Genomic DNA, 14,750 nt, shown 5'->3' with positions numbered 1-14,750 from the left:
CATGAGAACTAGCATCCTCACTTCAAAGCCTCCCACCTATCCTACACAGATCTGTTCAAAGTCCAATACAAAGCTACAGTAAAGGTTCATGGGGTCTTTCCGTCTTTCCGCGGGGAGATTGCATCATCACAAACATTTCAACTTCGCTGAGTCTCAGGAGGAGACAGTGTGGCCATCGTTACGCCATTCGTGCAGGTCGGAACTTACCCGACAAGGAATTTCGCTACCTTAGGACCGTTATAGTTACGGCCGCCGTTTACTGGGACTTCAATCAAGAGCTTGCACCCCATCATTTAATCTTCCAGCACCGGGCAGGCGTCACACCCTATACGTCCACTTTCGTGTTTGCAGAGTGCTGTGTTTTTATTAAACAGTCGCAGCCACCTATTCTTTGCAACCCCGTTTAGCTCCGTTTGTACAACTTCACTTACTGAGGGCACACCTTCTCCCGAAGTTACGGTGTCAATTTGCCGAGTTCCTTCTCCTGAGTTCTCTCAAGCGCCTTAGAATACTCATCTCGCGCACCAGTGTCGGTTTGCGGTACGGTCGTGTGTAGCTGAAGCTTAGTGGCTTTTCCTGGAAGCTGGGTATCACTCACTTCGTCTGCAAGCAGACCCGTTATCACCCCTCATCTTAGCCCGGCGGATTTGCCTACCGAGCACGACTACAGGCTTGAACCAACATATCCAACAGTTGGCTGAGCTAACCTTCTTCGTCCCCACATCGCACTACACATCGGTACGGGAATATTGACCCGTTTCCCATCAGTTACGCATCTCTGCCTCACCTTAGGGGCCGACTTACTCTACGCCGATGAACGTTGCGTAGAAAACCTTGCGCTTACGGCGAGCGGGCTTTTCACCCGCTTTAACGCTACTCATGTCAGCATTCGCACTTCTGATACCTCCAGCATCCGTTACCAGACACCTTCACAGGCTTACAGAACGCTCTCCTACCACGCACAGTAAAACTGTGCATCCGCAGCTTCGGTAACTGGCTTAGCCCCGTTACATCTTCCGCGCAGGACGACTCGATCAGTGAGCTATTACGCTTTCTTTAAATGATGGCTGCTTCTAAGCCAACATCCTGACTGTTTTAGCCTTCCCACTTCGTTTCCCACTTAGCCCGTTTTAGGGACCTTAGCTGGCGGTCTGGGTTGTTTCCCTCTTGAGTCCGGACGTTAGCACCCGGTGCTCTGTCTCCCAAGCTGTACTCTGCGGTATTCGGAGTTTGCATAGGTTTGGTAAGTCGCCATGACCCCCTAGCCTAAACAGTGCTCTACCCCCGCAGGTAATACTTGAGGCACTACCTAAATAGTTTTCGGAGAGAACCAGCTATTTCCAAGTTTGTTTAGCCTTTCACCCCTATCCACAGCTCATCCCCTAGTTTTGCAACACTAGTGGGTTCGGACCTCCAGTACCTGTTACGGCACCTTCATCCTGGCCATGGATAGATCACTTGGTTTCGGGTCTACACCCAGCGACTTGTCGCCCTATTCGGACTCGATTTCTCTACGCCTTCCCTATTCGGTTAAGCTTGCCACTGAATGTAAGTCGCTGACCCATTATACAAAAGGTACGCCGTCACCCCTAAGGGCTCCGACTTTTTGTAAGCATGCGGTTTCAGGATCTATTTCACTCCCCTCCCGGGGTTCTTTTCGCCTTTCCCTCACGGTACTTGTTCACTATCGGTCGATGATGAGTATTTAGCCTTGGAGGATGGTCCCCCCATATTCAGACAGGGTTTCTCGTGCCCCGCCCTACTTGTCTGCAGCCTAGTACCACCAATGCGTTTTCACATACGGGGCTATCACCCACTATGGCCGGACTTTCCATTCCGTTTTGTTAACACACTGACTATCACTGCAAGGCTCTTCCGAATTCGCTCGCCACTACTATCGGAATCTCGGTTGATGTCTTTTCCTCTGGGTACTTAGATGTTTCAGTTCTCCAGGTTCGCTTCGACAACCTATGTATTCAGTTGCCGATACCTATTGCTAGGTGGGTTCCCCCATTCAGAAATCTCCGGATCAAAGTTTATTTGCCAACTCCCCGAAGCTTATCGCAGGCTATCACGTCTTTCGTCGCCTATCATCGCCAAGGCATCCACCACATGCTCTTAGTCACTTGACCCTATAACTTTGACATCTATCTCTAGATCTCAAGCCAAGAACCCAAGCAACTGCTTTGCGAGGTCTCTCACCTCGCGCGTTATGCCGTAATGTGAATATCTTTGCTGTAGACCTGGTCGCCCAGATCCACATTCTTGAAGAATATTCGTCATTACTGAATAAAATTGCTCTCGCAAAGTTTCATTCGTTTTGACGCAATCAAATTGTTGCTGGTGGCACGGTCTGCACTAAACCTTTACGAATGTGCAGTTTCCACCAGCAACGCTGATTTTCGACTCTATGAATTTTTAAAGAACAGCCGTTTGATCCGGGAATCCGGAATCAACAACAAAACAGTCTCTTGCGAAACCGCTTTGGTGTTGAGTGATAAGTTATCAGTAAAAGTATTGGTGGAGGATGACGGGATCGAACCGACGACCCCCTGCTTGCAAAGCAGGTGCTCTCCCAGCTGAGCTAATCCCCCTGATTGCCTATAGCCGGCGCATTGCTTCGTTGCCCGCTGCTCACACACATCAGTGTGCTTCGCACCAGACGCCTCGCACTGCTTGGCTCTAGTCAATCATCGACTAACTAAAGCGGCATAAGCTCAACCTCTAATCCGTTGGAATCTATGGTGGGTCTAGTTGGGCTCGAACCAACGACCCCTGCGTTATCAACACAGTGCTCTAACCAGCTGAGCTACAGACCCATTCCACGCAGCTAACTCTTGTGAGCTAGCCACCTGGCTTGTGTTCCAACAACCGATAAGTGTGGGCGTTCAATCTTGATTGCTTTTTTGGCTCCTGCCGTGCCGATGGCACTTAACTTTGTTTGCACAAAGTTAGCATCCACCGAAACAGCGAAGCTGTTTTCCAGAAAGGAGGTGATCCAGCCGCACCTTCCGATACGGCTACCTTGTTACGACTTCACCCCAGTCACGAACCCCGCCGTGGTAAGCGCCCTCCTTGCGGTTAGGCTACCTACTTCTGGCGAGACCCGCTCCCATGGTGTGACGGGCGGTGTGTACAAGACCCGGGAACGTATTCACCGTGACATTCTGATCCACGATTACTAGCGATTCCGACTTCACGCAGTCGAGTTGCAGACTGCGATCCGGACTACGACTGGCTTTATGGGATTAGCTCCCCCTCGCGGGTTGGCAACCCTTTGTACCAGCCATTGTATGACGTGTGTAGCCCCACCTATAAGGGCCATGAGGACTTGACGTCATCCCCACCTTCCTCCGGTTTGTCACCGGCAGTCCCATTAGAGTGCCCTTTCGTAGCAACTAATGGCAAGGGTTGCGCTCGTTGCGGGACTTAACCCAACATCTCACGACACGAGCTGACGACAGCCATGCAGCACCTGTGTTACGGTTCTCTTTCGAGCACATGTCCATCTCTGGTCACTTCCGTACATGTCAAAGGTGGGTAAGGTTTTTCGCGTTGCATCGAATTAAACCACATCATCCACCGCTTGTGCGGGTCCCCGTCAATTCCTTTGAGTTTCAACCTTGCGGCCGTACTCCCCAGGCGGTCAACTTCACGCGTTAGCTTCGTTACTGAGAAAGTTAATTCCCAACAACCAGTTGACATCGTTTAGGGCGTGGACTACCAGGGTATCTAATCCTGTTTGCTCCCCACGCTTTCGTGCATGAGCGTCAGTACAGGTCCAGGGGATTGCCTTCGCCATCGGTGTTCCTCCGCATATCTACGCATTTCACTGCTACACGCGGAATTCCATCCCCCTCTACCGTACTCTAGCTATGCAGTCACAAAGGCCGTTCCCAGGTTGAGCCCGGGGATTTCACCTCTGTCTTACATAACCGCCTGCGCACGCTTTACGCCCAGTAATTCCGATTAACGCTCGCACCCTACGTATTACCGCGGCTGCTGGCACGTAGTTAGCCGGTGCTTATTCTTACGGTACCGTCATCACTCTCCTTTATTAGAAGAGAGCTTTTCGTTCCGTACAAAAGTAGTTTACAACCCGAGGGCCTTCATCCTACACGCGGCATTGCTGGATCAGGCTTTCGCCCATTGTCCAAAATTCCCCACTGCTGCCTCCCGTAGGAGTCTGGGCCGTGTCTCAGTCCCAGTGTGGCTGGTCGTCCTCTCAGACCAGCTACAGATCGTCGGCTTGGTAAGCTTTTATCCCACCAACTACCTAATCTGCCATCAGCCGCTCTAGTAGCGCAAGGCCCGAAGGTCCCCTGCTTTCATCCTTAGATCTCATGCGGTATTAGCTACTCTTTCGAGTAGTTATCCCCCACTACTAGGCACGTTCCGATGTGTTACTCACCCGTTCGCCACTCGTCAGCATCCGAAGACCTGTTACCGTTCGACTTGCATGTGTAAAGCATGCCGCCAGCGTTCAATCTGAGCCAGGATCAAACTCTATAGTTCGATCTTGAATTTAAAGTCTCTCGACTACTCACTCACTTGACGGAATAAAAAAGATCCTAAGATCTTCATCATTACTGTTTAAAGTGAGCGCTTGTTTTGCTCCGAAGAACATATGGCAATCGCCACCAAACGCCCACGCTTATCGGCTGTTAATTTTTAAAGACCTGACCCAAGAGCCTCAACCCTCAGATCCCCTTCGCCGCGATCAGCGAAGCCTTGTATTGTAGCACAGCTTTTGCTGCACTCCAGAACGTTTTCACGTTTTCTTCTCAACTCTTGCAGCTCACCGACCCTTGGGCCTGGCACGCTACTCTTTTAAGAGCAGAGAAGAAAACGTCCAGCTAGTTGCTGGACGTTTTCAGTATAAAAGCCTGACGATGACCTACTTTCACACGGGAATCCGCACTATCATCGGCGCGAAGTCGTTTCACTGTCCTGTTCGGGATGGGAAGGAGTGGTACCAACTTGCTATGGTCATCAGGCATAACTTTTTGCTCCTTGGCGGCTTTGCGCTGATCGGTCGATCAGGGCATTGCTGCTTTTGAAGCGAATTCATAGAGTCTTATCAGCTAAATTTGATTGCGCTTTGGGCATAACTGCAGTTGCAGTGTTCTTTGCATTGGGCCCCATCTAAGGGCGGGGCCAATCAAAGTTATAGGGTCAAGCCGCACGAGCAATTAGTATTGGTTAGCTTAACGCATTGCTGCGCTTCCACACCCAACCTATCAACGTCCTGGTCTAGAACGACTCTTCAGGGGGGTCAAGCCCCCGGCAGATCTCATCTTGGAACGAGTTTCCCGCTTAGATGCTTTCAGCGGTTATCTCTTCCACACATAGCTACTCGGCAATGCCACTGGCGTGACAACCGATACACCAGAGGTGTGTCCACTCCGGTCCTCTCGTACTAGGAGCAGGCTTCCTCAAATCTGCAGCGCCCACGGAAGATAGGGACCAAACTGTCTCACGACGTTTTAAACCCAGCTCACGTACCTCTTTAAATGGCGAACAGCCATACCCTTGGGACCGACTACAGCCCCAGGATGAGATGAGCCGACATCGAGGTGCCAAACACCGCCGTCGATATGAACTCTTGGGCGGTATCAGCCTGTTATCCCCAGAGTACCTTTTATCCGTTGAGCGATGGCCCTTCCATACAGAACCACCGGATCACTATGTCCTGCTTTCGCATCTGCTCGACTTGTCAGTCTCGCAGTTAAGCACGCTTATGCCATTGCACTATCGTCACGATGTCCGACCGTAACTAGCGTACCTTCGAACTCCTCCGTTACGCTTTGGGAGGAGACCGCCCCAGTCAAACTGCCTACCATGCACTGTCCCCGATCCAGATAATGGACCAAGGTTAGAACCTCAAACACACCAGGGTGGTATTTCAACGTTGGCTCCATGAGAACTAGCATCCTCACTTCAAAGCCTCCCACCTATCCTACACAGATCTGTTCAAAGTCCAATACAAAGCTACAGTAAAGGTTCATGGGGTCTTTCCGTCTTTCCGCGGGGAGATTGCATCATCACAAACATTTCAACTTCGCTGAGTCTCAGGAGGAGACAGTGTGGCCATCGTTACGCCATTCGTGCAGGTCGGAACTTACCCGACAAGGAATTTCGCTACCTTAGGACCGTTATAGTTACGGCCGCCGTTTACTGGGACTTCAATCAAGAGCTTGCACCCCATCATTTAATCTTCCAGCACCGGGCAGGCGTCACACCCTATACGTCCACTTTCGTGTTTGCAGAGTGCTGTGTTTTTATTAAACAGTCGCAGCCACCTATTCTTTGCAACCCCGTTTAGCTCCGTTTGTACAACTTCACTTACTGAGGGCACACCTTCTCCCGAAGTTACGGTGTCAATTTGCCGAGTTCCTTCTCCTGAGTTCTCTCAAGCGCCTTAGAATACTCATCTCGCGCACCAGTGTCGGTTTGCGGTACGGTCGTGTGTAGCTGAAGCTTAGTGGCTTTTCCTGGAAGCTGGGTATCACTCACTTCGTCTGCAAGCAGACCCGTTATCACCCCTCATCTTAGCCCGGCGGATTTGCCTACCGAGCACGACTACAGGCTTGAACCAACATATCCAACAGTTGGCTGAGCTAACCTTCTTCGTCCCCACATCGCACTACACATCGGTACGGGAATATTGACCCGTTTCCCATCAGTTACGCATCTCTGCCTCACCTTAGGGGCCGACTTACTCTACGCCGATGAACGTTGCGTAGAAAACCTTGCGCTTACGGCGAGCGGGCTTTTCACCCGCTTTAACGCTACTCATGTCAGCATTCGCACTTCTGATACCTCCAGCATCCGTTACCAGACACCTTCACAGGCTTACAGAACGCTCTCCTACCACGCACAGTAAAACTGTGCATCCGCAGCTTCGGTAACTGGCTTAGCCCCGTTACATCTTCCGCGCAGGACGACTCGATCAGTGAGCTATTACGCTTTCTTTAAATGATGGCTGCTTCTAAGCCAACATCCTGACTGTTTTAGCCTTCCCACTTCGTTTCCCACTTAGCCCGTTTTAGGGACCTTAGCTGGCGGTCTGGGTTGTTTCCCTCTTGAGTCCGGACGTTAGCACCCGGTGCTCTGTCTCCCAAGCTGTACTCTGCGGTATTCGGAGTTTGCATAGGTTTGGTAAGTCGCCATGACCCCCTAGCCTAAACAGTGCTCTACCCCCGCAGGTAATACTTGAGGCACTACCTAAATAGTTTTCGGAGAGAACCAGCTATTTCCAAGTTTGTTTAGCCTTTCACCCCTATCCACAGCTCATCCCCTAGTTTTGCAACACTAGTGGGTTCGGACCTCCAGTACCTGTTACGGCACCTTCATCCTGGCCATGGATAGATCACTTGGTTTCGGGTCTACACCCAGCGACTTGTCGCCCTATTCGGACTCGATTTCTCTACGCCTTCCCTATTCGGTTAAGCTTGCCACTGAATGTAAGTCGCTGACCCATTATACAAAAGGTACGCCGTCACCCCTAAGGGCTCCGACTTTTTGTAAGCATGCGGTTTCAGGATCTATTTCACTCCCCTCCCGGGGTTCTTTTCGCCTTTCCCTCACGGTACTTGTTCACTATCGGTCGATGATGAGTATTTAGCCTTGGAGGATGGTCCCCCCATATTCAGACAGGGTTTCTCGTGCCCCGCCCTACTTGTCTGCAGCCTAGTACCACCAATGCGTTTTCACATACGGGGCTATCACCCACTATGGCCGGACTTTCCATTCCGTTTTGTTAACACACTGACTATCACTGCAAGGCTCTTCCGAATTCGCTCGCCACTACTATCGGAATCTCGGTTGATGTCTTTTCCTCTGGGTACTTAGATGTTTCAGTTCTCCAGGTTCGCTTCGACAACCTATGTATTCAGTTGCCGATACCTATTGCTAGGTGGGTTCCCCCATTCAGAAATCTCCGGATCAAAGTTTATTTGCCAACTCCCCGAAGCTTATCGCAGGCTATCACGTCTTTCGTCGCCTATCATCGCCAAGGCATCCACCACATGCTCTTAGTCACTTGACCCTATAACTTTGACATCTATCTCTAGATCTCAAGCCAAGAACCCAAGCAACTGCTTTGCGAGGTCTCTCACCTCGCGCGTTATGCCGTAATGTGAATATCTTTGCTGTAGACCTGGTCGCCCAGATCCACATTCTTGAAGAATATTCGTCATTACTGAATAAAATTGCTCTCGCAAAGTTTCATTCGTTTTGACGCAATCAAATTGTTGCTGGTGGCACGGTCTGCACTAAACCTTTACGAATGTGCAGTTTCCACCAGCAACGCTGATTTTCGACTCTATGAATTTTTAAAGAACAGCCGTTTGATCCGGGAATCCGGAATCAACAACAAAACAGTCTCTTGCGAAACCGCTTTGGTGTTGAGTGATAAGTTATCAGTAAAAGTATTGGTGGAGGATGACGGGATCGAACCGACGACCCCCTGCTTGCAAAGCAGGTGCTCTCCCAGCTGAGCTAATCCCCCTGATTGCCTATAGCCGGCGCATTGCTTCGTTGCCCGCTGCTCACACACATCAGTGTGCTTCGCACCAGACGCCTCGCACTGCTTGGCTCTAGTCAATCATCGACTAACTAAAGCGGCATAAGCTCAACCTCTAATCCGTTGGAATCTATGGTGGGTCTAGTTGGGCTCGAACCAACGACCCCTGCGTTATCAACACAGTGCTCTAACCAGCTGAGCTACAGACCCATTCCACGCAGCTAACTCTTGTGAGCTAGCCACCTGGCTTGTGTTCCAACAACCGATAAGTGTGGGCGTTCAATCTTGATTGCTTTTTTGGCTCCTGCCGTGCCGATGGCACTTAACTTTGTTTGCACAAAGTTAGCATCCACCGAAACAGCGAAGCTGTTTTCCAGAAAGGAGGTGATCCAGCCGCACCTTCCGATACGGCTACCTTGTTACGACTTCACCCCAGTCACGAACCCCGCCGTGGTAAGCGCCCTCCTTGCGGTTAGGCTACCTACTTCTGGCGAGACCCGCTCCCATGGTGTGACGGGCGGTGTGTACAAGACCCGGGAACGTATTCACCGTGACATTCTGATCCACGATTACTAGCGATTCCGACTTCACGCAGTCGAGTTGCAGACTGCGATCCGGACTACGACTGGCTTTATGGGATTAGCTCCCCCTCGCGGGTTGGCAACCCTTTGTACCAGCCATTGTATGACGTGTGTAGCCCCACCTATAAGGGCCATGAGGACTTGACGTCATCCCCACCTTCCTCCGGTTTGTCACCGGCAGTCCCATTAGAGTGCCCTTTCGTAGCAACTAATGGCAAGGGTTGCGCTCGTTGCGGGACTTAACCCAACATCTCACGACACGAGCTGACGACAGCCATGCAGCACCTGTGTTACGGTTCTCTTTCGAGCACATGTCCATCTCTGGTCACTTCCGTACATGTCAAAGGTGGGTAAGGTTTTTCGCGTTGCATCGAATTAAACCACATCATCCACCGCTTGTGCGGGTCCCCGTCAATTCCTTTGAGTTTCAACCTTGCGGCCGTACTCCCCAGGCGGTCAACTTCACGCGTTAGCTTCGTTACTGAGAAAGTTAATTCCCAACAACCAGTTGACATCGTTTAGGGCGTGGACTACCAGGGTATCTAATCCTGTTTGCTCCCCACGCTTTCGTGCATGAGCGTCAGTACAGGTCCAGGGGATTGCCTTCGCCATCGGTGTTCCTCCGCATATCTACGCATTTCACTGCTACACGCGGAATTCCATCCCCCTCTACCGTACTCTAGCTATGCAGTCACAAAGGCCGTTCCCAGGTTGAGCCCGGGGATTTCACCTCTGTCTTACATAACCGCCTGCGCACGCTTTACGCCCAGTAATTCCGATTAACGCTCGCACCCTACGTATTACCGCGGCTGCTGGCACGTAGTTAGCCGGTGCTTATTCTTACGGTACCGTCATCACTCTCCTTTATTAGAAGAGAGCTTTTCGTTCCGTACAAAAGTAGTTTACAACCCGAGGGCCTTCATCCTACACGCGGCATTGCTGGATCAGGCTTTCGCCCATTGTCCAAAATTCCCCACTGCTGCCTCCCGTAGGAGTCTGGGCCGTGTCTCAGTCCCAGTGTGGCTGGTCGTCCTCTCAGACCAGCTACAGATCGTCGGCTTGGTAAGCTTTTATCCCACCAACTACCTAATCTGCCATCAGCCGCTCTAGTAGCGCAAGGCCCGAAGGTCCCCTGCTTTCATCCTTAGATCTCATGCGGTATTAGCTACTCTTTCGAGTAGTTATCCCCCACTACTAGGCACGTTCCGATGTGTTACTCACCCGTTCGCCACTCGTCAGCATCCGAAGACCTGTTACCGTTCGACTTGCATGTGTAAAGCATGCCGCCAGCGTTCAATCTGAGCCAGGATCAAACTCTATAGTTCGATCTTGAATTTAAAGTCTCTCGACTACTCACTCACTTGACGGAATAAAAAAGATCCTAAGATCTTCATCATTACTGTTTAAAGTGAGCGCTTGTTTTGCTCCGAAGAACATATGGCAATCGCCACCAAACGCCCACGCTTATCGGCTGTTAATTTTTAAAGACCTGACCCAAGAGCCTCAACCCTCAGATCCCCTTCGCCGCGATCAGCGAAGCCTTGTATTGTAGCACAGCTTTTGCTGCACTCCAGAACGTTTTCACGTTTTCTTCTCAACTCTTGCAGCTCACCGACCCTTGGGCCTGGCACGCTACTCTTTTAAGAGCAGAGAAGAAAACGTCCAGCTAGTTGCTGGACGTTTTCAGTATAAAAGCCTGACGATGACCTACTTTCACACGGGAATCCGCACTATCATCGGCGCGAAGTCGTTTCACTGTCCTGTTCGGGATGGGAAGGAGTGGTACCAACTTGCTATGGTCATCAGGCATAACTTTTTGCTCCTTGGCGGCTTTGCGCTGATCGGTCGATCAGGGCATTGCTGCTTTTGAAGCGAATTCATAGAGTCTTATCAGCTAAATTTGATTGCGCTTTGGGCATAACTGCAGTTGCAGTGTTCTTTGCATTGGGCCCCATCTAAGGGCGGGGCCAATCAAAGTTATAGGGTCAAGCCGCACGAGCAATTAGTATTGGTTAGCTTAACGCATTGCTGCGCTTCCACACCCAACCTATCAACGTCCTGGTCTAGAACGACTCTTCAGGGGGGTCAAGCCCCCGGCAGATCTCATCTTGGAACGAGTTTCCCGCTTAGATGCTTTCAGCGGTTATCTCTTCCACACATAGCTACTCGGCAATGCCACTGGCGTGACAACCGATACACCAGAGGTGTGTCCACTCCGGTCCTCTCGTACTAGGAGCAGGCTTCCTCAAATCTGCAGCGCCCACGGAAGATAGGGACCAAACTGTCTCACGACGTTTTAAACCCAGCTCACGTACCTCTTTAAATGGCGAACAGCCATACCCTTGGGACCGACTACAGCCCCAGGATGAGATGAGCCGACATCGAGGTGCCAAACACCGCCGTCGATATGAACTCTTGGGCGGTATCAGCCTGTTATCCCCAGAGTACCTTTTATCCGTTGAGCGATGGCCCTTCCATACAGAACCACCGGATCACTATGTCCTGCTTTCGCATCTGCTCGACTTGTCAGTCTCGCAGTTAAGCACGCTTATGCCATTGCACTATCGTCACGATGTCCGACCGTAACTAGCGTACCTTCGAACTCCTCCGTTACGCTTTGGGAGGAGACCGCCCCAGTCAAACTGCCTACCATGCACTGTCCCCGATCCAGATAATGGACCAAGGTTAGAACCTCAAACACACCAGGGTGGTATTTCAACGTTGGCTCCATGAGAACTAGCATCCTCACTTCAAAGCCTCCCACCTATCCTACACAGATCTGTTCAAAGTCCAATACAAAGCTACAGTAAAGGTTCATGGGGTCTTTCCGTCTTTCCGCGGGGAGATTGCATCATCACAAACATTTCAACTTCGCTGAGTCTCAGGAGGAGACAGTGTGGCCATCGTTACGCCATTCGTGCAGGTCGGAACTTACCCGACAAGGAATTTCGCTACCTTAGGACCGTTATAGTTACGGCCGCCGTTTACTGGGACTTCAATCAAGAGCTTGCACCCCATCATTTAATCTTCCAGCACCGGGCAGGCGTCACACCCTATACGTCCACTTTCGTGTTTGCAGAGTGCTGTGTTTTTATTAAACAGTCGCAGCCACCTATTCTTTGCAACCCCGTTTAGCTCCGTTTGTACAACTTCACTTACTGAGGGCACACCTTCTCCCGAAGTTACGGTGTCAATTTGCCGAGTTCCTTCTCCTGAGTTCTCTCAAGCGCCTTAGAATACTCATCTCGCGCACCAGTGTCGGTTTGCGGTACGGTCGTGTGTAGCTGAAGCTTAGTGGCTTTTCCTGGAAGCTGGGTATCACTCACTTCGTCTGCAAGCAGACCCGTTATCACCCCTCATCTTAGCCCGGCGGATTTGCCTACCGAGCACGACTACAGGCTTGAACCAACATATCCAACAGTTGGCTGAGCTAACCTTCTTCGTCCCCACATCGCACTACACATCGGTACGGGAATATTGACCCGTTTCCCATCAGTTACGCATCTCTGCCTCACCTTAGGGGCCGACTTACTCTACGCCGATGAACGTTGCGTAGAAAACCTTGCGCTTACGGCGAGCGGGCTTTTCACCCGCTTTAACGCTACTCATGTCAGCATTCGCACTTCTGATACCTCCAGCATCCGTTACCAGACACCTTCACAGGCTTACAGAACGCTCTCCTACCACGCACAGTAAAACTGTGCATCCGCAGCTTCGGTAACTGGCTTAGCCCCGTTACATCTTCCGCGCAGGACGACTCGATCAGTGAGCTATTACGCTTTCTTTAAATGATGGCTGCTTCTAAGCCAACATCCTGACTGTTTTAGCCTTCCCACTTCGTTTCCCACTTAGCCCGTTTTAGGGACCTTAGCTGGCGGTCTGGGTTGTTTCCCTCTTGAGTCCGGACGTTAGCACCCGGTGCTCTGTCTCCCAAGCTGTACTCTGCGGTATTCGGAGTTTGCATAGGTTTGGTAAGTCGCCATGACCCCCTAGCCTAAACAGTGCTCTACCCCCGCAGGTAATACTTGAGGCACTACCTAAATAGTTTTCGGAGAGAACCAGCTATTTCCAAGTTTGTTTAGCCTTTCACCCCTATCCACAGCTCATCCCCTAGTTTTGCAACACTAGTGGGTTCGGACCTCCAGTACCTGTTACGGCACCTTCATCCTGGCCATGGATAGATCACTTGGTTTCGGGTCTACACCCAGCGACTTGTCGCCCTATTCGGACTCGATTTCTCTACGCCTTCCCTATTCGGTTAAGCTTGCCACTGAATGTAAGTCGCTGACCCATTATACAAAAGGTACGCCGTCACCCCTAAGGGCTCCGACTTTTTGTAAGCATGCGGTTTCAGGATCTATTTCACTCCCCTCCCGGGGTTCTTTTCGCCTTTCCCTCACGGTACTTGTTCACTATCGGTCGATGATGAGTATTTAGCCTTGGAGGATGGTCCCCCCATATTCAGACAGGGTTTCTCGTGCCCCGCCCTACTTGTCTGCAGCCTAGTACCACCAATGCGTTTTCACATACGGGGCTATCACCCACTATGGCCGGACTTTCCATTCCGTTTTGTTAACACACTGACTATCACTGCAAGGCTCTTCCGAATTCGCTCGCCACTACTATCGGAATCTCGGTTGATGTCTTTTCCTCTGGGTACTTAGATGTTTCAGTTCTCCAGGTTCGCTTCGACAACCTATGTATTCAGTTGCCGATACCTATTGCTAGGTGGGTTCCCCCATTCAGAAATCTCCGGATCAAAGTTTATTTGCCAACTCCCCGAAGCTTATCGCAGGCTATCACGTCTTTCGTCGCCTATCATCGCCAAGGCATCCACCACATGCTCTTAGTCACTTGACCCTATAACTTTGACATCTATCTCTAGATCTCAAGCCAAGAACCCAAGCAACTGCTTTGCGAGGTCTCTCACCTCGCGCGTTATGCCGTAATGTGAATATCTTTGCTGTAGACCTGGTCGCCCAGATCCACATTCTTGAAGAATATTCGTCATTACTGAATAAAATTGCTCTCGCAAAGTTTCATTCGTTTTGACGCAATCAAATTGTTGCTGGTGGCACGGTCTGCACTAAACCTTTACGAATGTGCAGTTTCCACCAGCAACGCTGATTTTCGACTCTATGAATTTTTAAAGAACAGCCGTTTGATCCGGGAATCCGGAATCAACAACAAAACAGTCTCTTGCGAAACCGCTTTGGTGTTGAGTGATAAGTTATCAGTAAAAGTATTGGTGGAGGATGACGGGATCGAACCGACGACCCCCTGCTTGCAAAGCAGGTGCTCTCCCAGCTGAGCTAATCCCCCTGATTGCCTATAGCCGGCGCATTGCTTCGTTGCCCGCTGCTCACACACATCAGTGTGCTTCGCACCAGACGCCTCGCACTGCTTGGCTCTAGTCAATCATCGACTAACTAAAGCGGCATAAGCTCAACCTCTAATCCGTTGGAATCTATGGTGGGTCTAGTTGGGCTCGAACCAACGACCCCTGCGTTATCAACACAGTGCTCTAACCAGCTGAGCTACAGACCCATTCCACGCAGCTAACTCTTGTGAGCTAGCCACCTGGCTTGTGTTCCAACAACCGATAAGTGTGGGCGTTCAATCTTGATTGCTTTTTTGGCTCC

The 14,750-nt window shown here is 50.8% G+C and carries 6 tRNA genes and 7 rRNA genes (1 of these 13 running past the window's edge); all 13 read right to left on the bottom strand.

Going from position 1 to position 14,750, the window contains the following annotated elements:
* A 23S ribosomal RNA gene (locus tag ACPEE1_RS03355) occupies window positions 1-2,132 on the bottom strand; it reaches 747 nt to the left of the window's first position.
* 386 nt (window positions 2,133-2,518) lie between these two features.
* Window positions 2,519-2,594, bottom strand: a tRNA-Ala gene (locus ACPEE1_RS03350).
* 148 nt (window positions 2,595-2,742) lie between these two features.
* Window positions 2,743-2,819 (bottom strand) — tRNA-Ile (locus ACPEE1_RS03345).
* Between the two features lie 167 nt (window positions 2,820-2,986).
* Window positions 2,987-4,515, bottom strand: a 16S ribosomal RNA gene (locus tag ACPEE1_RS03340).
* A 369-nt stretch (window positions 4,516-4,884) separates the two neighbouring features.
* Window positions 4,885-4,997 (bottom strand): 5S ribosomal RNA (rrf, locus tag ACPEE1_RS03335).
* Window positions 4,998-5,171: 174 nt separating this feature from the next.
* Window positions 5,172-8,050: ribosomal RNA gene (locus ACPEE1_RS03330) — 23S ribosomal RNA — on the bottom strand.
* A gap of 386 nt (window positions 8,051-8,436) precedes the next feature.
* Window positions 8,437-8,512, bottom strand: a tRNA-Ala gene (locus ACPEE1_RS03325).
* A gap of 148 nt (window positions 8,513-8,660) precedes the next feature.
* Window positions 8,661-8,737: transfer RNA gene (locus tag ACPEE1_RS03320), tRNA-Ile, on the bottom strand.
* A gap of 167 nt (window positions 8,738-8,904) precedes the next feature.
* Window positions 8,905-10,433: ribosomal RNA gene (locus tag ACPEE1_RS03315) — 16S ribosomal RNA — on the bottom strand.
* Window positions 10,434-10,802: 369 nt separating this feature from the next.
* Window positions 10,803-10,915, bottom strand: a 5S ribosomal RNA gene (rrf, locus tag ACPEE1_RS03310).
* Between the two features lie 174 nt (window positions 10,916-11,089).
* A 23S ribosomal RNA gene (locus ACPEE1_RS03305) occupies window positions 11,090-13,968 on the bottom strand.
* Together the 16S, 23S and 5S rRNA genes with 6 tRNA genes alongside form the textbook arrangement of a ribosomal RNA operon.
* Window positions 13,969-14,354: 386 nt before the next feature.
* Window positions 14,355-14,430, bottom strand: a tRNA-Ala gene (locus tag ACPEE1_RS03300).
* A 148-nt stretch (window positions 14,431-14,578) separates the two neighbouring features.
* Window positions 14,579-14,655: transfer RNA gene (locus ACPEE1_RS03295), tRNA-Ile, on the bottom strand.
* Window positions 14,656-14,750 lie beyond the last annotated feature (95 nt).

Source organism: Comamonas sp. 23, assembly GCF_049601575.1.
GTDB lineage: Bacteria > Pseudomonadota > Gammaproteobacteria > Burkholderiales > Burkholderiaceae_C > Comamonas > Comamonas squillarum.
Note: the sequence above shows the minus strand (reverse complement) of the source record. Positions and strands in the feature narration are given on the sequence as shown.